The sequence below is a fragment of the Sphingobium agrisoli genome (genome assembly GCF_041877245.1).
Taxonomy (GTDB): domain Bacteria; phylum Pseudomonadota; class Alphaproteobacteria; order Sphingomonadales; family Sphingomonadaceae; genus Sphingobium.
Genome location: NZ_JBHDJI010000002.1, coordinates 353,535 through 369,424 on the forward strand (window position 1 = coordinate 353,535; position 15,890 = coordinate 369,424).

Below are 15,890 nucleotides of genomic sequence, written 5' to 3' on the forward strand. Positions count from 1 at the left end.
TGCGACGGTATCGGATTGCGCTTCTTTTCCCACGACAGAATGCCTAATCGGCCGTGGTAAAGGAAAAGTTAGCGCTGCGCCCGATCCTGCATCATCCTATCAGCACCAGCAATGTGAAGAACAGCGACAGCGATACACAGGCAAAGCCGTAGAGCAAAGGCAACCGCACCAGCGTGCCGCCACGTGACAGGCTATAGGCATCCTTGAATTGGCGGTACATGTGCCAGGCGGCAAACAACAGCAGCGCGAATGTCACGAGCCCGCTCGTGACATGCATCGCCGTCAGCAGCATCGACAGGGAGAAGAGCAGCGACATGAACGCGATCGAGTAAGTGACGTAGATCGCATGGTCGTACATCTTGAAGCGGCGGCTAAACGGGAAAAGCAGCCAGACGAAGGGCAGGGAAATCAGGATCAACGCCCAGGAGAATTTATAGGCGTTCGCCTTGAGCTTGTAATAAGCGAAGTCCGGGTTTTCCGCGGCGGCGTTCATCACCCGGCCCACGGTCTTGGCGACCCCGCCGTTCAATCCTTCCCCTTCCAGCGACTGACTGATGTTGCTTGCCAAGGCGATGCCTTGGCGGTCCTCCTGCGCATCCTCCAGGCGTTCGGTCAGACGGGCGCGGCGCGCATCGGTCAGTCCCGGCGCGGCCAGATCCGCTTCGATCTTGCGGATGCGCGCATCGATCTTCGCCTCTTCCTGGCGCAGTTCGGCCACCGCGCCCTTATCCATCACCGCGCCCTTCGGCTTCTCCCCGCCGTGATGGCTGGTGAGCGAAAAGATCGCGTACATGAGGAAGGCTGAAAACAGGAACAGGGCGAAGGGCGAGACGAACTTCGCCCGCTCGCCCTGAATATAGCGCCGCGTCAGCTTGCCTGGGCGCAACGCCAGTTCGGGCAGCGTCGTCCAAATCTTGCCCTCGAAATGCAACACGCCATGCGCCAGGTCATGCCCGATCGCCCCGAAGCTGCGGTGCAGATGCGCGGCCTGCCCGCACTGGGCGCAATAATGGCCGTCCACATGCGCCCCGCAATTGAGGCAGGCACCATGCCCCGCCGCCTGCGCTTCGCCATGCGCCGGCTCCACCACCCGCGCCAGCATCGCCCCGGTGACCGCGTCACCCGCTGCCTCGATTCCCCCTGTCATGCCTTGATTGTATCAAAGCCGTATGGCAGGCGCCAGACACGCTCCTGCGCGTCAACTCGGCTTGATCGCGGTTACGCTGCCGCCGCCGGGTCGGCGTAGGTCGCGGCCCATGGTCCAGTTGGTCTGTAGCCGCACGAGCGGATTGGGCGCGCACCAGATTTCGCCAGAATCGGACAGGCCCGTCACCCAGATCAGGTTGTGCTCCTGCCCATAATCGATGACGGCGAAGGCATAGCCGCTCCCCTTCCCTTCGATATGAACGGGAAGGGGCGGATCAAGCTGGGTGAAGGACATGGGGAAGGCTCCGGTCGGGGAATGGCGGACAAAGCGCCAACCCTCACCGGAGTTCCCTGGGATTTTTGTGCCGGAAGTCAGCCCGCTGCGCAGTCGCCGGTTCGCCTGCCGGTCACGTCATGGGTCGTCCGCAGCACCGGCTGGCCGCCTTCCGTCTTGGTCATGGTGGTACCGAGCGTCAGCGTGTCGACGGTATAATTGCCTTCCACCGTGATCTCGGACGTGCCCGCCCCTGCCTTGCAAGTCAGCGTCGCGATAAGGCGTCCTTTCCGCAACAGCTTGTCCTTGTAGCTGCAATCCGTGCCTTCCTTGCCTGCAAGAGCGTCGGGATCGGGCACGCCGTCCTTATCGACGGCAATGCAGACCTTGTCTTCGCCGATTTCCTTCAGAGCTTGTTGATACTGGGCTGGCGTCACCGTGGGCGTATTATAGCCGGTGGTCTTGCGGGTGATTTGCCACTCGCCGCCCTTCAACACGATCGGCGCTTCCTCCTGCTGCTGCTGCGGCGCCGGCTCGCTGCATCCCGCAAGAATCCATACCGCGCCCAGCGCCAGCCCGACCTCTATCCTTAGTCGCATATCCTCTCCCCTGTTCTCTTGACGGAACGGCAGGAGGCTCTACCCGACGCAGCCAAAGCGCAAGCGGAAATACGGCCAGATCAGACGCGCCGACGCGTGGGCGCATGGAAATCAGGCGGCTTGCCCGCGATCCAGGCCAGGAAGCGCGCAATGGCGGGATGCCCCCGCAGCGTTCCCGGTTCGGCATAGCCACGCGCCAGTTCGGCGTTGGTCAGCGTCGCGTGGATGGTGCGATGGCAGATCGGATGGACCGGCACGACGATCCGTCCGCCCCGACTCTTGGGCACCGGATGATGCCATTCCACCCTGCGCCCCAACTGCCGTTCGCACAGCCAGCAGGGAGCCGGCAGTTCAGCCATTCACTGGCCAGCACTACATTCAGGCCCAACCCATTTCCCTTCCGATCGGGCGGTCATCGCCATCGCATGGGGGCCCCCCGCCATCTTCATCTCCATGCCGATGGCATAGCTTTCGGGCGCATAACGGCCCGTCATCACGGCGTTCATCGTGCCGCCTTCCGCCTTGCACGACACCTGCCCCTTGACCGTCCCGCCCTTCGCCTCGAACCCCGCATAGGTACAGTTCTTGTCTTCCTGCCCCGCGAACATGCCGCCGCTGGGGTTGGCGGCTTCCTCGGGCGTGACGCAGTAGCGCAGCGATGCCTGGCTCATCATGCTCTTCATCTGATCCTTCGCCGCTTCAGGCGCTTCGGGCATGTCGATATCTTGGACGGTAAACCGCCCCTCCCATTGGCCGGGCTTCAGCTGCACCTTGTCGACCTCAGCCTTCACCTCCGCCTCGCTCATCGCGTCAGTAGCGGCGATGTCGCGCGCTTTATCGCCGGGATTGTCGGAACAGGCGGCGAGGCCCGCTGAAAGGACAGTCAGCAGAAGCATCCCGTGGCGCATCGTCTTTCCCTTCCGCGTTTCACGTTTTCAGCATAACAGGCGCCAAGGCGCGAGCAATCACGGATGTTTGGCAGGCAGGCAAAATGCCTGCCCGCCAGCATTCGTCAAAGCAGCAGGTCGGTCACCATGAGAGGGCCTGCGCTGGTGACGTTCACCACCAGCTCGGATGTCGCGAAATTGGCGTCGAGATTGACCTGAACCTGGAAAGCCGACCCAATCTGCGCGATCCGTACCTGGCCCACGTCGGTGAACGCACCAGTGACGAACGACAGAGCCTGATCGCCGGCTTCTTCGGACGGGTCGATTCTGCGGAGATCGATCTTGTCCCCGTCACTGGCGGAAAAATCGAGGATTCTGTCGACCTGCGACCCGCCACTGTCGCCGGTGCGGAACAGGAATCGGTCCGCACCTGCCCCGCCGCGCAGTAAGTCGGCCCCCGTTCCGCCGATCAACACGTCATTGCCGGCTCCGCCGCTCAGGCTGTCGCTCCCCGAATGACCGTAAATATGGTCATTGCCGCGCCCGCCGAACAACGTGTCGGCACTTCCCGTTCCCTCCACCAGCAACGGATCGGCTGCGCTGTTGAACAGGAATTTGCTGGCCGTCAGGTCGGCGACCAGCGCGTTCTTGACGATGATCGCTTCGGTACGCCCTGACCATTGGAATGCGATGCGCACATCCGACCCTGCCTGGGTCATGAACGGCGCGAGTTGCGCCAGGTCGGAAATATTGAGCGCGCGCAGGTCGATCCGGTCGCCGGACCCGAAATCGGCGATCGTGTCGGTGCCAAAGCCCCTCCCGCTGTACAGAAAGCGGTCACTCCCCGCTCCGCCGACGAGAAAATCATCGCCCTCTCCGCCGACCAGCAGGTCGTTTCCGCTGCCGCCCGACAGCGTGTCGTCACCCGAATAACCGAAAAGCTGGTCCGGGCCGAGGCCGCCGAATAACGTATCGCCACTCCCGGTTCCGTCCACGATGCTGCCGACACGATCGGTGTTGAACAGGAAATCGGCGGCGGTCAAATCCGCCAGTTGCACCCCGGCAATGGTGATGCGTTCGGCCCGTCCGGACCATTGGAAGTCGATCTGAACGTCGGCTCCCACCTGCTGCATGAACGGACTGAGCTGGCTCATCGCGCCGATGTTGAGGGGGCGCAGGTCGATGCGGTCGCCGCTGGCGAAATCCACGATCCGATCCAGACCAAAGCCCCGTTCGGAGAACAGGAAGCGATCGCTACCCTCCCCGCCGATCAGCATGTCGTCGCCCGATCCGCCCACAAGCACGTCATTGCCTGCGCCGCCGCTCAGCGCGTCGTCGCCGCTGTCGCCCGTCAGTACATCGTCGGCCGCGCCGCCGAACAGCGTATCCGCACTGCCGGTTCCAGCCGCGCGAATGGGTTCCAACGATTTGTCGAAGATGAAGCTTGCGGCGCTCAGGCTTGCCAGTTGCACATTTTCAAGAATGATGGCTTCCGACCGGCCGCCCCAATTGAAACGGATTTCGACATTCGAGTCCGCCTGCGTCATGAAGGGGGAGAGCTGGGACATATCGGCCATGCCCAGGCCGCGCATGTCAATCCGGTCGCCGCTCGTGAAATCGGCGATCGTGTCGATGCCGAACTCGCGCGAAGAAAACAGGAAGCGGTCACTGTTCGCGCCGCCGAACAGCCGGTCATCGCCTTCGCCACCGATCAGCGTATCAATTCCCGCACCGCCAACCAATGTGTCATCGCCGCTGCCGCCGGACAACATGTCATTGCCCTTGCCGCCGAACAGCGTGTCGGCACTGCCGGTGCCCAGCACGGAAAGCGGATCGGTATCGCCGTTGAGCACCAGTTTCGATGCGGTGATGCTCGCCACCTGGGTATTCGACAGGATGATGCGTTCGGTTCGTCCGGACCACAGAAAGCTGATATGTACGTCAGCGCCGACCTGGGTCATGAATGGCGTCAACTGGCTGAGGTCGCTTATATTGAGCGCGCGCAGGTCCAGCCGGTCGCCCGTTGCAAAATCAGTGATGGTGTCGATGCCAAAACCTCGGTCGTCGATCACGAACCGATCGCTGCCTGCGCCGCCCGTCAGCTGGTCATCGCCCTCGCCCCCGACCAGAGCGTCGTTTCCGTCGAGCCCGAACAATATGTCGTTTCCGCCCAAACCCAATATCGTGTCGGTGCCCGCGGTGCCGTTGATGGTCTGCGATGCGCTGGTGCCCTTGATTATTGCCATATCCCTTGCGTCTCCATGCTGTTGATTCGGAAAGATGGCGACCCGTGACCGTCATGCTTCAGTTTTTTGCGCACTAACATAGGTTTATTGCAGTATATCTCGGACACAATGGCCATAAGCGCTGAAGCCAAACGCTAGGACGGACCTCAAAGATGTTGCGGCTGAGGTGGCACCTCCCATATTCTCCCCCATGGCCATTCAGATCCGCACCGACCTGTCCGAACCGGAAACCGGGCAAAGCTTCGTCCCCCACCGTCCCGCGCGCCCGGAGAAGAGCGAGGGCGGGCGCGCTTTCAAACTAGTGAGCGATTATGAGCCGTCGGGCGACCAGCCGACCGCCATCGCCGAATTGGTGGCGGCGGCGCGGGCGGGCGAGCGGGACCAGGTGCTGCTGGGCGTCACGGGCTCCGGCAAGACCTTCACCATGGCCAAGACGATCGAGGCGATGCAGCGACCGGCGCTGATCCTTGCCCCGAACAAGATCCTTGCGGCGCAGCTCTATGGCGAATTCAAGAGCTTCTTTCCCGAGAACGCCGTCGAATATTTCGTCAGCTACTACGACTATTATCAGCCCGAAGCCTATGTCCCGCGGTCCGACACCTATATCGAGAAGGAAAGCTCGGTAAACGAGAGCATCGACCGGATGCGCCATTCCGCGACCCGCGCGCTGCTGGAGCGGGACGACGTCATCATCGTGGCGTCGGTCTCCTGCCTTTACGGCATCGGGTCGGTCGAGACCTATTCGGCCATGACCTTTTCGATGAAGAAAGGCGGGATCGAGGATCAACGGGAGATCATCCGCAAACTGGTCGCGCTCCAGTACAAGCGCAACGACGCGGGCTTCGCGCGCGGCAATTTTCGCGTGAAGGGCGACAATCTGGAGATTTTCCCGTCCCACTATGAGGACACCGCCTGGCGCGTCAGCTTCTTCGGCAACGAGATCGAGGACATCGTCGAGTTCGATCCGCTGACCGGCAAGAAGATCGCCAGCCTCGACTATGTGAAGGTGTTTCCCAACAGCCACCACGTCACCCCCGGCCCGACGCTGAAACAAGCGATGGAGGCGATCCGCTTTGAACTGGCCGAGCGCCTCAAGGAACTGGTCGCGGAGGGTAAGCTGCTGGAGGCGCAGCGGCTGGAGCAGCGCACCAATTTCGACCTGGAGATGATCGCGGCGACCGGTTCATGCGCGGGCATCGAGAATTACAGCCGCTTCCTGACCGGCCGCCTGCCCGGCGAGCCGCCGCCGACCCTGTTCGAATATCTGCCCGAAAACGCCCTGCTGTTCGTGGACGAAAGCCACCAGACCGTGCCGCAGATCGGCGCGATGGCGCGTGGCGACCATCGGCGCAAGATCACGCTCGCTGAATATGGATTTCGCCTGCCCAGTTGCATCGACAACCGTCCGCTGCGCTTCAACGAGTGGGACGCGATGCGACCGCAGACGGTGAGCGTTTCCGCCACCCCCGGCCCGTGGGAAATGGAGCAGACCGGCGGCGTCTTCAGCGAACAGGTGATCCGCCCCACCGGCCTCATCGACCCTCCGGTCGAGATCAAGCCGGTCGAGGACCAAGTCGACGACCTGATCAACGAATGCCGCAAGGTGGCGGCACAGGGCTATCGCACACTCGTCACCACGCTGACTAAGCGGATGGCGGAAGACCTGACCGAGTTCATGCACGAGGCTGGGATCAAGGTCCGCTACATGCACAGCGACGTGGAGACGCTGGAGCGCATCGAGCTGATCCGCGACCTCAGGCTCGGCGTCTATGACGTGCTGATCGGCATCAATTTGCTGCGCGAGGGGCTGGACATTCCCGAGTGCGGGCTGGTCGCGATATTGGACGCGGACAAGGAGGGCTTTTTGCGCTCCGAAACCTCGCTCATCCAGACGATCGGCCGCGCGGCGCGCAACGTGGAAGGGCGCGTGATCCTCTATGCCGACCGCATCACCGGTTCGATGGAACGCGCGCTCAACGAAACGTCGCGGCGGCGCGAGAAGCAGCAAGAATATAACGCTCTTCACGGAATCACTCCGACCACGATCAAGCGCAATATCGGCGACATCATCGCTCATGTGGCGTCTAAGGATCAGGTCACGGTCGACACGGGGCTGGACGATCGCCCCCACATGGTCGGCCACAATCTGCGCGCCTATATTGAGGATCTGGAAAAGAAGATGCGCGCCGCCGCCGCCGACCTGGAGTTCGAGGAGGCGGGACGGATCAGGGACGAAATTCGCAAATTGGAGGCGGAAGAGCTGGGCTTGCCAGTGGAGCAGCAAGTCGCGGCGCCGAGGGGTCGGGCGACGGAGGGGAAGCCGGGCACGCGGAAGCTGCGATACGGGAAGGTGCAGAAGAAGTTCGGGCGGTAATTTTGATGGCGTCCGTGAGTCGGGTGTCATCACGGATGCGAGTGATAAAAGGCCCGCAAATTACTGTTGCAGTAGGATTCAATTAGCGATTCATAAGGGGCTGCCCACTTTTAGGAACGCAGCCATGATCCGCTCCTTCGCCGATACCGAAGCCGAGAAAATATGGAACGGTGAACGGAGCCGGAAACGTCCGGCCGATATGCAGGATCGCGCGCTCCAAAAGCTCAAGTTACTCAATCGCGCCCGCACGCTCGACGATCTGCGCGTACCGCCCAGCAATCGGCTTCATGCGCTGAGCGACGACCGCGCGGGACAACATTCGATTTCCATCAACATGCAATGGCGTATATGCTTCGTCTGGAATGACGGACACGCGCACAATGTCGAAATCACCAACCACTACCGATAATCCTGATTGGCTGCATAACGCCCATGCCGGTGAAATGTTGTGGCTCGAATTCATGGAACCGCTGGGCCTGTCGGCAACAGAGTTGGCAAGAGCGATCGGCTTACCGACCGATCGAGTCGAAACCGTGATAGACGGCGAGCGGCCGATGGATGGCGACCTCGACCTCCGGCTGGCGCGCTACTTCGGCATGTCCGAAGGCTTTTTCCTCGGCCTGCAGATCGACTACGAATTGCTTGAGGCCAAGCGCGCGCTGAAGGACGATCTCAACCGCATCGTTCCCCGCGCCGCCTGATCCCTCACCCCTTATACAGCGCATCCAGCCGCTCGGCATACACCTTGCGGATCACGTGCCGCCGAATCTTCATTGAGGGCGTCATCTGCTCATTCTCGATCGTGAACCCCTCATCCGCCAGGATGAAGCGGCGGACGCGCTCGATCACCGACAGGTCGTCGTTCACCCGGTCCACCGCCGCGCGCAGCGCCGCCATATAGGCGGGGTCGGCCACCGCCTGCTCAGGGTTCACGCCCTGCGCCGCCGCCCATTCGCGGGTCCATTCGGCGTCGGGCACGATCAGCCCCACCAGATGCGGCCGCCGGTCGCCATATACCATCGCCTGCCCGATCTCGGGCTGAAGCGTCAGCATCCCTTCGACCTTCTGGGGTGAGACATTGTCGCCCTTGTCGTTGACGATCAGGTCTTTCTTGCGGTCGGTGATGCGGATGCGTCCCTTGGCGTCGAACTCGCCAATGTCGCCGGTGTGCAGCCAGCCATCCTTGAGCGCCTTCTCCGTTTCCGCCGGGTTGCGCCAATAGCCGTGCATGACCAGCTCGCCGCGCACGAGGATCTCGCCATCGTCGGCGATCCGCACCTCCACCCCGTCGAGCGGCGGGCCGACCGTTTCCATTGCAATGCCGGCCCTCGGGCGATTGCAGCTGATGACCGGCCCCGCCTCGGTCTGCCCGTAACCCTGGAGCAGGGTCAGGCCCATCGCGTCGAAGAACAGGCCCACGTCCGGGTTGAGCGGTGCGCCGCCCGACACCAGCGCCTTCATCCGCCCGCCGAAGCGCGCCCTGATCTTCGGCACCAGCGTTCGCGACAGCAGCAGCTTCATCGGCTTGTCCAAAATGCTGCCTTTGCCAGCCTGTTCCTTCGCCGCGATCCGCATCGCCTGGCCCAGCAGATAGGCGGGCAACTTGCCCTGTTTCTCGATCGCCTTGATGATGCGCGCGCGCAGCACCTCGAACAGGCGCGGCACGACGACCATGATGGTAGGCCGCGTCTCCTCGATATTGGAAGCGAGCTTCTCCAGCCCTTCAGCATAGTAGATTTGTCCGCCCAGCAGCATAGGCAGGAACTGGCCTCCGCTATGCTCATAGGCGTGGCTGAGCGGCAGGAAGGAAAGGAACACCTCGTCCCCCACACCGAAATCCTCGTTAACAATGGCGGCCGCGCCCTCGCAGTTGAGCAGGATGGCGCCGTGATGCTGCATCACCCCGCGCGGTGCCCCGCCAGTGCCGCTGGTGTAGATAATGCACGCAAGGTCGCCCCGCTGCGCCGTCTGTGCGGCGGCGGAGGCGTCCACATCTGCCGGATGTGCGGCAATGAGTTCGCTCCAGAGATGGCAGGCGCATGTGCCCTGCGCGCCCCGTAGCGGCTCCATGCCGATGACGAAGCTCGCCTGCGAACGCACCACAGCGGGCATCAGCTGCTGCGCCAGCTTGGCGGTCGAAACGATTACCGCCCGCGCGCCGCTGTCGGTCAGGATATGCTGGTGATCGCGCGTGGTGTTGGTGGTGTAGGTCGGTACGGTGACACAGCCCGCCGCCATGATCGCAAGATCGGCGATGCAGAATTCGGGCCGGTTCTCGCTCACCAGCATGACCGGATCGCCGGGCCGCAGCCCTTTCGCCTTCAGCGCCGCAGCCAGCGACGCCACCTGCCCCGCGACCTCGGCCCAACTCAGCGGCTGCCATTCTCCCGCCACCTTGCGCCACAGGAACGGCGCGCCGCGCTTTTCAGCGGCCCGCGCGAAGAACATGGTGACGAGATTGGGAAACTGCTCGATCGCCTGCAAAGCTCGACTCCTATAACCGTCCGGCGCGTCTTTCGCGCATGCCATGAATAGCGATGGCTATAACTGCGCCCCGGCGTATCGGCCATGACTTTCGGGGCGATCAGGACGATGGGGACACGACGCTATACGTCCCCCAGTCCGATGCCGTGCGCATCGGCCAGCAGGGCGAGGCCGGCTAAGGTAAGGACGGCCTCCCGCGTCCCCTTCCGATCAAACAGGGTAAGGCCGGTTTGCGCCTCGAGATTTGCGATGCCGTAACTAATCATCGAAACCGCGCCGTTGAGCTTACGTCCGGCACCGGCGAAGCTGCCGGTGTCGACGATGCCGTGAACGATGCGAAGCCGATCGCAGGTCGAGGAGGCGGAATTGTCCGCTGTTCAATTTTATAGAACATTTTCACCAATTTTATCCCCCTGAACAGGAAAGCGCGCGATCTCTAAATGGGTCGTCAAGCGGGCGGCCTTCGCCGCTCCATCTGAGGAGACCTATGATGATCGAACTTCGTCCCTTCGACAGCCTGGGCGGCGAGAACCATGGCTGGCTCGATGCCAAGCATCATTTTTCCTTCGCCGGCTATCATGACCCCGCCCGGATGCACTGGGGCAATCTGCGCGTTTGGAACGACGACACGATCGCGCCCCAGACCGGCTTTCCGCCGCACCCGCATCGCGACATGGAGATCATCACCTATGTTCGCGAAGGCGCCATCACACATCAGGACAGCCTGGGCAACAAGGGCCGCACCGAAGCCGGCGACGTGCAGGTGATGAGCGCGGGCACCGGCATCCGCCACTCTGAATATAATCTGGAGGATGTGACGACGAAAATCTTCCAAATCTGGATCATTCCTACCCGCGACGGCGAAGCACCGAACTGGGGCGCGCGGCCGTTTCCCAAGGATGATCGCTCCGGCCATTTCGTCACGCTGGCGTCGGGCTATGACAATGACAATGACGCGCTGCCTATCCGCACCGATGCGCGAGTGGTGGCGGCGACGCTGAAGGCCGGGGAAACGGCCGACTATCCGATCGGGCGCGACCGCAAAGCCTATCTGGTGCCCGCGACCGGCGCGATCGAGATCGAGGATGTGCGGATCAATGCGCGTGACGGCGCGGCGATCAGTGACATGGAGGTCATTCGCGTGACCGCTATCGAGGATAGCGAGATCGTTCTGGTTGATGCTGCGTAATTTGCCAAAGAAGACCCGTCCTGCAAGACGGGTCTTCGACATTGTAAGGCCAAATAAGCATTGCGCTTGAACATATGCACCTGTTGGCGGCACCCTAAAAGCAATTTACAAATATGCCATAACAGTCCAGACCGTGCGTCTCTTCCATATGAGGGGTCGTAAGACATGGCAGATAATGAGACCGCTGACGTCACCGCGTTGACCGTTCAGCTTCTAAGCGCCTTTGTTTCCAACAATACGGTATCCAGCGAATCACTGGCAGACCTTATCAAGTCGACGCGAGCGGCCCTGACCGACGACGTCAGTCCCCCCGCGCCGCCGGCAGAGCCCGAGCATGTTCCTGCCGTGTCGATTCGCAAAAGCCTGGCGTCGGACGAGCATATTATCAGCCTGATCGACGGCAAACCGTACAAGACATTGAAGCGGCATCTTGCGTCTCACGGCTTGAATGAGAAGGAATATCGGGAGCGTTACGGCCTTCCCGCTTCCTATCCAATGGTCGCACCTGCCTATTCGGCGACACGACGCGCCGTGGCCGAACGGCTGGGCCTCGGCCGCAAGCGGACGGCTGCGACGAGCGAGGAGGCTGCACCGGTTGCAAAGACGCCGGCGAAGCGCGGTCGCAAACCTGCCGCCGCAGCGGATCAGCAAGCCGCAGCCGCCAAGCCGACGCGGGGTCGCCCCAAGGTCGATGCCGCGCAAAAGAGCGCGCGCAAGAAGCTGTCGATCGCCGCGCCTCAGGGCGAGGCCGAGAAGCCGAAGCGCGGACGGCGCAAGGCCGCGGCAGAGCCGAGCGAGGCCGAACCGGGCGCCTGATATGTTTGCCGGGCGGGGGCGGCAAACCGCTCCCGCCCGGCGAACCTATGCTTTCTTACAGAAGCCATGAGGCCCACGTCTTCCCATAGTCAAAACCGACGAAAGGGAGAGCGCCGCCCATGGGGCAAGTTGTCGACATCGCCGAAGGATTGTTCGTCGCCGAGCCGCGCCCGGCGCTGATCGGCGGGCGGCATCGCGACACGGGCGAGATCCGCTTCCCCCGCCCCGCCGGCAATGCCGCCTATGAATCCATCCTGCTGCCGCACCGAGGCCGGCTCTGGTCCTGGACGGTGCAGCGCTTCCGCCCCAAGACCCCGCCCTATGCCGGGCCGGCAGACTTTACCCCCTTTGCGCTCGGCTATGTCGAACTGCCCGACGCGGTGATCGTGGAAGCGCCGTTCGTCGATGTCGATTTCGACGCGCTGCATATCGGGATGGAGATGGAGACGGTGCTGGTGCCACTCACCACCGATGATGCAGGACGCAGCGTGCGCAGCTTCGCCTTCCGTCCGGTGGAGGGCTAAGGCGCGATGGCCGCCGTATTCATCGTGGGCATCGGCATCCATCCTTTCGGGCGGACCGATGGGCTTTCGGGGTTGCAGCAGGGGGCGTTCGCGATTTCCCAGGCGCTGGCCGAGATCGGGCTGGAATGGCGCGACCTGCAATTCGGCTTCGGCGGATCGGACAGCGCGGGCGGGGCGGATACGATCGTCAACGAGATGGGGCTGACCGGCATCCCGATCATCAATGTCCGCAACGGCTGTGCGACCGGGGGATCGTCGCTGATCGGAGCATGGCAGGGGATCGCTTCGGGCCAGTACGATCTTGGCGTCGCCTTTGGCTATGACAAGCATCCGCGTGGCGCGTTCAATGCGATGCCGGCCGAATATAGCCTGCCCGACTGGTATGGCGAAGTCGGCATGATGGTGACGACGCAATTCTTCGCGATGAAGCTGCAACGCTATATGGCGCAGCATGGCATCACCCCGATGGCGCTGGGGCGGGTGGCGCAGAAGGCGTTCGACAATGGCGTCCATGCGCCCCACGCCTGGCGGCGCAATCCGGTCGATCTGGAGACGATCCTGTCGAGCCAGATGATTTCCGACCCGCTGACCAAATATATGTTTTGTTCGCCGGCCGAGGGTGGCGTGGCGCTGATCCTGGCGTCCGAGAGGAAGGCGCGCGAACTGGGCCGCGCCGACATCCGCATCAAGGCGGCGGTGACGCGCACGCGCCCGCCCGGGTCGTTCGAGGTGTTTTCGCCCAGCCTGTCGATCGAGCGTGGCGGCGCGCCCACTTTGCTGGCGTCGGCGGCGGTGTTCGAGATGGCGGGGATCGGCCCCGAGGATATCGACGTCGCGCAGTTGCAGGACACCGAATCCGGCGCGGAGATCATGCACATGGCCGAAAACGGCTTCTGCAAGGATGGCGAGCAGGAGGAGTGGCTGGCGCAGGGCTGGACCCGGATCGACGGGCGGCTGCCGATCAACACCGACGGCGGCTGCCTCGCCTGCGGGGAGCCGATCGGCGCGTCGGGCCTCAGGCAAGTCTATGAGAATGTCGTGCAACTGCGCGGAACCGGGAATGGCCGGCAAGTGCCGGGCAATCCGCGCGTCGGATATACCCATGTCTATGGTGCGCCCGGCATTTCCGGCGTCACCATATTGGAACGATAGATGGACCTGCATTTCACTCCCGAGGACGAAGCCTTCCGACAGGAAGTGCGTGCTTTCCTCGACGCTCATCTGCCCGATCCTCTGCGCGAAGGGATGGCCGCGACGCCCGGCGTGTTCGTGGAACCCGATATCGGGCAGGAGTGGCAGCGTATCCTGCACGAGAAGGGCTGGCTCGCCTATAACTGGCCGGTCGAATGCGGCGGGACGGGATGGACGCCGGTGCAGCGGTACATCTTCGAGAAGGAATGCGCGCTCGCCAATGCGCCGAGCCTGCCGGTGCTGAGCCTCAAACTGCTCGGCCCGGTACTTTGCCGCTTCGGGACGGCGGAACAGAAGGCGCGCCTGCTGCCCCGCATTCTCGACGGCAGCGACTATTGGTGTCAGGGCTTTTCCGAACCGGGATCGGGATCGGACCTCGCCAGCCTCAAGAGCCGGGCGGAACGGCGCGGCGACCATTATGTCATCAACGGGCGCAAGCTGTGGACGACCCACGCGCACCACGCCAATAAGATATTCTGTCTTGTTCGCACCGATCCGCAGGCCAAGGCGCAGGCCGGGATCAGCTTCATCCTGGTCGACATGGACCAGCCGGGCGTCGAGGTGCGGCCGATCCGGGGTCTGGCCGGCGACCATGAGGTCAACGAAGTCTATCTGGACGAGGTGATCGCGCCGCTCGACAATCTGGTGGGCGAGGAAGGCATGGGATGGACCATCGCCAAATTCCTGCTGGAAAACGAACGCGGCGGGGCGTGCCATGCGCCCAAGCTGCTGTCTGATATCGCCAAGCTGCGCGCATGCGCGGGGGACGAGCCGGATGGGCATGGCGGGACGATGGCCGACGATATCGGCTTCATGACCGACCTGGCCCGCATTGAACTGACCGCGCAGGCACTGGAAATGACCGAATTGCGGGTGCTGGCCGAGATGGCCAAGGGCTTGCCGCCGGGACCGCAGACATCGCTGTCGAAGATGATCGCCTCCACGCTGCGCCAGCAGGTCGATGCGATGGCGATGCGGCTCTACGGCTATGCGGGTCTTGAGCTGGAGCCGCGCCGGCCACTGTACGGCAACGACGCGCCGCCGCCGCGCCATAGCAAAGGCGCGCAGATCGCCGCGCCGCGCTACCTCAACAGTCTCGCCTGGACCATTTTCGGTGGTACGAACGAAGTCCAGCGCACCATCATCGCCAAGACCGTGCTGGGCCTCTGACGCGCCGGCCAGACAGGAGAGAGAGATGCAACTCAGCCGAGAAGCCCTGATCCGGGCCTATCGCCAGATGAAGACGATCCGCCTGTTCGAGGAACGTCTGCACGACGAGATCGCGCTGGGCGAGATTGCCGGCTTCACCCATCTTTATGCCGGGCAGGAAGCCTGCGCCGTCGGGGTGTGCGAGCATCTGGGGCCGACCGACTATATCATCTCCACCCATCGCGGCCATGGCCACTGCATCGCCAAGGGGTGCGACGTGGTGGCGATGATGAAGGAAATCTATGGATCGCGCGACGGCCTGTGCAAGGGCAAGGGCGGCTCCATGCATATCGCAGACGTGGGCGTGGGGATGCTGGGCGCGAACGGGATCGTCGGCGCGGGCGCGCCGATCGCGGTTGGCGCAGGGATCAGCGCCAAGAGCAACGGCACCGTCTCGATCGCCTTTTCGGGCGACGGGGCGTGCAATCAGGGCACGACGTTCGAGGCGATGAACATGGCGGTGGTGCTGAAGCTGCCAGTGATCTTCGTGTTCGAAAACAACCATTATTCCGAACATACCGGCGAAGCCTATGCGGTGGGCGCGGAGAGCATGACAGCGCGATCGGCTGCGTTCGGCATGAAGGCGGTGAAGGCCAACGGCATTGATTTCTTCGACGTGCATCAGGCGATCGGCGAGCTGATCGACTATTGCAAGGCGGGCAATGGCCCAGCCTCGATCGAACTGGATTGCGAACGCTTCTACGGCCATTTCGAAGGCGATCCGCAGCGCTATCGCGGCGAGGGCGAACTGGACCGCATCCGCGAGGAGCGCGACTGCCTCAAGACGTTCCGCACCAAGGTGACCGAAGCGAAGCTGCTCGATGGGGCGGCGCTGGATGCGGTGGACGCCGAGGTGGCGGCGCTGATCGACCGGGCGGTGGCGGAATCGAAGACGGCGCCCAAACCGACAGCGCAGGACGTCCTGGAAGACGTCTATATCAGCTATTGACG

The 15,890-nt window shown here is 62.9% G+C and carries 17 protein-coding genes and 1 pseudogene; 10 read left to right on the plus strand and 8 right to left on the minus strand.

Annotated elements, in window-relative coordinates:
• Positions 1 to 91: 91 nt before the first annotated feature.
• The 6 genes from ACETPF_RS06055 to ACETPF_RS06080 all read right to left on the minus strand — a co-directional run bounded on the left by ACETPF_RS06055 (position 92) and on the right by ACETPF_RS06080 (position 5,152).
• Positions 92 to 1,147 carry a DUF3667 domain-containing protein gene (locus ACETPF_RS06055; protein ID WP_373933433.1) on the minus strand — a complete coding sequence of 352 codons (1,056 nt, stop codon included), beginning with the start codon at positions 1,145 to 1,147 and terminating at the stop codon, positions 92 to 94.
• A gap of 51 nt (positions 1,148 to 1,198) precedes the next feature.
• Positions 1,199 to 1,441 (minus strand): hypothetical protein, encoded by a 243-nt coding sequence (locus ACETPF_RS06060; protein WP_373933434.1) that lies wholly within the window; start codon positions 1,439 to 1,441, stop codon positions 1,199 to 1,201.
• A 77-nt stretch (positions 1,442 to 1,518) separates the two neighbouring features.
• Positions 1,519 to 2,019 (minus strand): DUF3617 domain-containing protein, encoded by a 501-nt coding sequence (locus ACETPF_RS06065; RefSeq protein ID WP_373933435.1) that lies wholly within the window; start codon positions 2,017 to 2,019, stop codon positions 1,519 to 1,521.
• 80 nt (positions 2,020 to 2,099) lie between these two features.
• The gene (locus ACETPF_RS06070) at positions 2,100 to 2,378 is read right to left on the minus strand and encodes an HNH endonuclease (protein WP_373933436.1); all 279 of its coding nucleotides are present in this window, start codon (positions 2,376 to 2,378) and stop codon (positions 2,100 to 2,102) included.
• Entirely contained in the window at positions 2,379 to 2,915 is a 537-nt protein-coding gene (locus tag ACETPF_RS06075; protein WP_373933438.1) for a DUF3617 domain-containing protein, read from the minus strand.
• Positions 2,916 to 3,031: 116 nt separating this feature from the next.
• The gene (locus tag ACETPF_RS06080) at positions 3,032 to 5,152 is read right to left on the minus strand and encodes a calcium-binding protein (RefSeq protein ID WP_373933439.1); all 2,121 of its coding nucleotides are present in this window, start codon (positions 5,150 to 5,152) and stop codon (positions 3,032 to 3,034) included.
• A gap of 190 nt (positions 5,153 to 5,342) precedes the next feature.
• Here ACETPF_RS06080 and uvrB point away from each other — a divergent pair, with 190 nt between their 5' ends.
• From uvrB to ACETPF_RS06095, 3 genes are all read left to right on the plus strand, one after another.
• Positions 5,343 to 7,526, plus strand: coding sequence for an excinuclease ABC subunit UvrB (gene uvrB / locus ACETPF_RS06085; protein ID WP_373933440.1), 2,184 nt, complete (start codon positions 5,343 to 5,345; stop codon positions 7,524 to 7,526).
• A gap of 124 nt (positions 7,527 to 7,650) precedes the next feature.
• Positions 7,651 to 7,935, plus strand: a complete 285-nt coding sequence (locus ACETPF_RS06090; protein WP_373933441.1) for a type II toxin-antitoxin system RelE/ParE family toxin — start codon at positions 7,651 to 7,653, stop codon at positions 7,933 to 7,935.
• Positions 7,907 to 8,227: a HigA family addiction module antitoxin gene (locus tag ACETPF_RS06095; protein ID WP_373933442.1), complete on the plus strand. Its 321-nt coding sequence runs from the start codon at positions 7,907 to 7,909 to the stop codon at positions 8,225 to 8,227. Before ACETPF_RS06090 ends, ACETPF_RS06095 begins: the two co-directional genes overlap by 29 nt.
• 4 nt (positions 8,228 to 8,231) lie before the next feature.
• Here ACETPF_RS06095 and ACETPF_RS06100 read toward each other — a convergent pair whose 3' ends face one another.
• Entirely contained in the window at positions 8,232 to 9,974 is a 1,743-nt protein-coding gene (locus tag ACETPF_RS06100; protein WP_373933528.1) for an AMP-dependent synthetase/ligase, read from the minus strand.
• 89 nt (positions 9,975 to 10,063) lie between these two features.
• Here ACETPF_RS06100 and ACETPF_RS06105 point away from each other — a divergent pair, with 89 nt between their 5' ends.
• Positions 10,064 to 10,189, plus strand: coding sequence for a hypothetical protein (locus ACETPF_RS06105; protein ID WP_373933443.1), 126 nt, complete (start codon positions 10,064 to 10,066; stop codon positions 10,187 to 10,189).
• Here the strand turns inward: ACETPF_RS06105 and ACETPF_RS06110 are convergent.
• A pseudogene (locus ACETPF_RS06110) lies at positions 10,142 to 10,345 on the minus strand (helix-turn-helix domain-containing protein); the annotation flags it as partial. The gene ACETPF_RS06105 and the pseudogene ACETPF_RS06110 sit on opposite strands and share 48 nt — an antisense overlap.
• 155 nt (positions 10,346 to 10,500) lie before the next feature.
• On the opposite strand from ACETPF_RS06110, the gene ACETPF_RS06115 reads away from it, so the two are divergent.
• The 6 genes from ACETPF_RS06115 to ACETPF_RS06140 all read left to right on the plus strand — a co-directional run bounded on the left by ACETPF_RS06115 (position 10,501) and on the right by ACETPF_RS06140 (position 15,888).
• Positions 10,501 to 11,199, plus strand: a complete 699-nt coding sequence (locus ACETPF_RS06115; RefSeq protein ID WP_373933444.1) for a pirin family protein — start codon at positions 10,501 to 10,503, stop codon at positions 11,197 to 11,199.
• A gap of 165 nt (positions 11,200 to 11,364) precedes the next feature.
• The gene (locus tag ACETPF_RS06120) at positions 11,365 to 12,015 is read left to right on the plus strand and encodes a Ros/MucR family transcriptional regulator (RefSeq protein ID WP_373933445.1); all 651 of its coding nucleotides are present in this window, start codon (positions 11,365 to 11,367) and stop codon (positions 12,013 to 12,015) included.
• Positions 12,016 to 12,134: 119 nt separating this feature from the next.
• Positions 12,135 to 12,539 carry a Zn-ribbon domain-containing OB-fold protein gene (locus ACETPF_RS06125; protein WP_373933446.1) on the plus strand — a complete coding sequence of 135 codons (405 nt, stop codon included), beginning with the start codon at positions 12,135 to 12,137 and terminating at the stop codon, positions 12,537 to 12,539.
• A 6-nt stretch (positions 12,540 to 12,545) separates the two neighbouring features.
• Complete coding sequence (locus ACETPF_RS06130; protein ID WP_373933447.1) at positions 12,546 to 13,691, plus strand: thiolase family protein; 1,146 nt, start codon at positions 12,546 to 12,548, stop codon at positions 13,689 to 13,691.
• On the plus strand, positions 13,692 to 14,900 hold the full coding sequence (locus ACETPF_RS06135; RefSeq protein WP_373933448.1) for an acyl-CoA dehydrogenase family protein: 1,209 nt from the start codon (positions 13,692 to 13,694) through the stop codon (positions 14,898 to 14,900).
• Positions 14,901 to 14,925: 25 nt separating this feature from the next.
• Entirely contained in the window at positions 14,926 to 15,888 is a 963-nt protein-coding gene (locus tag ACETPF_RS06140; RefSeq protein ID WP_373933449.1) for a thiamine pyrophosphate-dependent dehydrogenase E1 component subunit alpha, read from the plus strand.
• The last annotated feature ends 2 nt before the right edge of the window (positions 15,889 to 15,890 follow it).

Excerpts from the sequence above, each read along its gene's own strand:
- ACETPF_RS06055 (WP_373933433.1), bottom strand. The coding sequence starts at position 1,147 with ATGACAGGGGGAATCGAGGCAGCGGGTGACGCGGTCACCGGGGCGATG.
- ACETPF_RS06060 (WP_373933434.1), bottom strand. The coding sequence starts at position 1,441 with ATGTCCTTCACCCAGCTTGATCCGCCCCTTCCCGTTCATATCGAAGGG.
- ACETPF_RS06065 (WP_373933435.1), bottom strand. The coding sequence starts at position 2,019 with ATGCGACTAAGGATAGAGGTCGGGCTGGCGCTGGGCGCGGTATGGATT.
- ACETPF_RS06070 (WP_373933436.1), bottom strand. The coding sequence starts at position 2,378 with ATGGCTGAACTGCCGGCTCCCTGCTGGCTGTGCGAACGGCAGTTGGGG.
- ACETPF_RS06075 (WP_373933438.1), bottom strand. The coding sequence starts at position 2,915 with ATGCTTCTGCTGACTGTCCTTTCAGCGGGCCTCGCCGCCTGTTCCGAC.
- ACETPF_RS06080 (WP_373933439.1), bottom strand. The coding sequence starts at position 5,152 with ATGGCAATAATCAAGGGCACCAGCGCATCGCAGACCATCAACGGCACC.
- uvrB (WP_373933440.1), top strand. The coding sequence starts at position 5,343 with ATGGCCATTCAGATCCGCACCGACCTGTCCGAACCGGAAACCGGGCAA.
- ACETPF_RS06090 (WP_373933441.1), top strand. The coding sequence starts at position 7,651 with ATGATCCGCTCCTTCGCCGATACCGAAGCCGAGAAAATATGGAACGGT.
- ACETPF_RS06095 (WP_373933442.1), top strand. The coding sequence starts at position 7,907 with ATGTCGAAATCACCAACCACTACCGATAATCCTGATTGGCTGCATAAC.
- ACETPF_RS06100 (WP_373933528.1), bottom strand. The coding sequence starts at position 9,974 with ATGTTCTTCGCGCGGGCCGCTGAAAAGCGCGGCGCGCCGTTCCTGTGG.
- ACETPF_RS06105 (WP_373933443.1), top strand. The coding sequence starts at position 10,064 with ATGGCTATAACTGCGCCCCGGCGTATCGGCCATGACTTTCGGGGCGAT.
- ACETPF_RS06115 (WP_373933444.1), top strand. The coding sequence starts at position 10,501 with ATGATCGAACTTCGTCCCTTCGACAGCCTGGGCGGCGAGAACCATGGC.
- ACETPF_RS06120 (WP_373933445.1), top strand. The coding sequence starts at position 11,365 with ATGGCAGATAATGAGACCGCTGACGTCACCGCGTTGACCGTTCAGCTT.
- ACETPF_RS06125 (WP_373933446.1), top strand. The coding sequence starts at position 12,135 with ATGGGGCAAGTTGTCGACATCGCCGAAGGATTGTTCGTCGCCGAGCCG.
- ACETPF_RS06130 (WP_373933447.1), top strand. The coding sequence starts at position 12,546 with ATGGCCGCCGTATTCATCGTGGGCATCGGCATCCATCCTTTCGGGCGG.
- ACETPF_RS06135 (WP_373933448.1), top strand. The coding sequence starts at position 13,692 with ATGGACCTGCATTTCACTCCCGAGGACGAAGCCTTCCGACAGGAAGTG.
- ACETPF_RS06140 (WP_373933449.1), top strand. The coding sequence starts at position 14,926 with ATGCAACTCAGCCGAGAAGCCCTGATCCGGGCCTATCGCCAGATGAAG.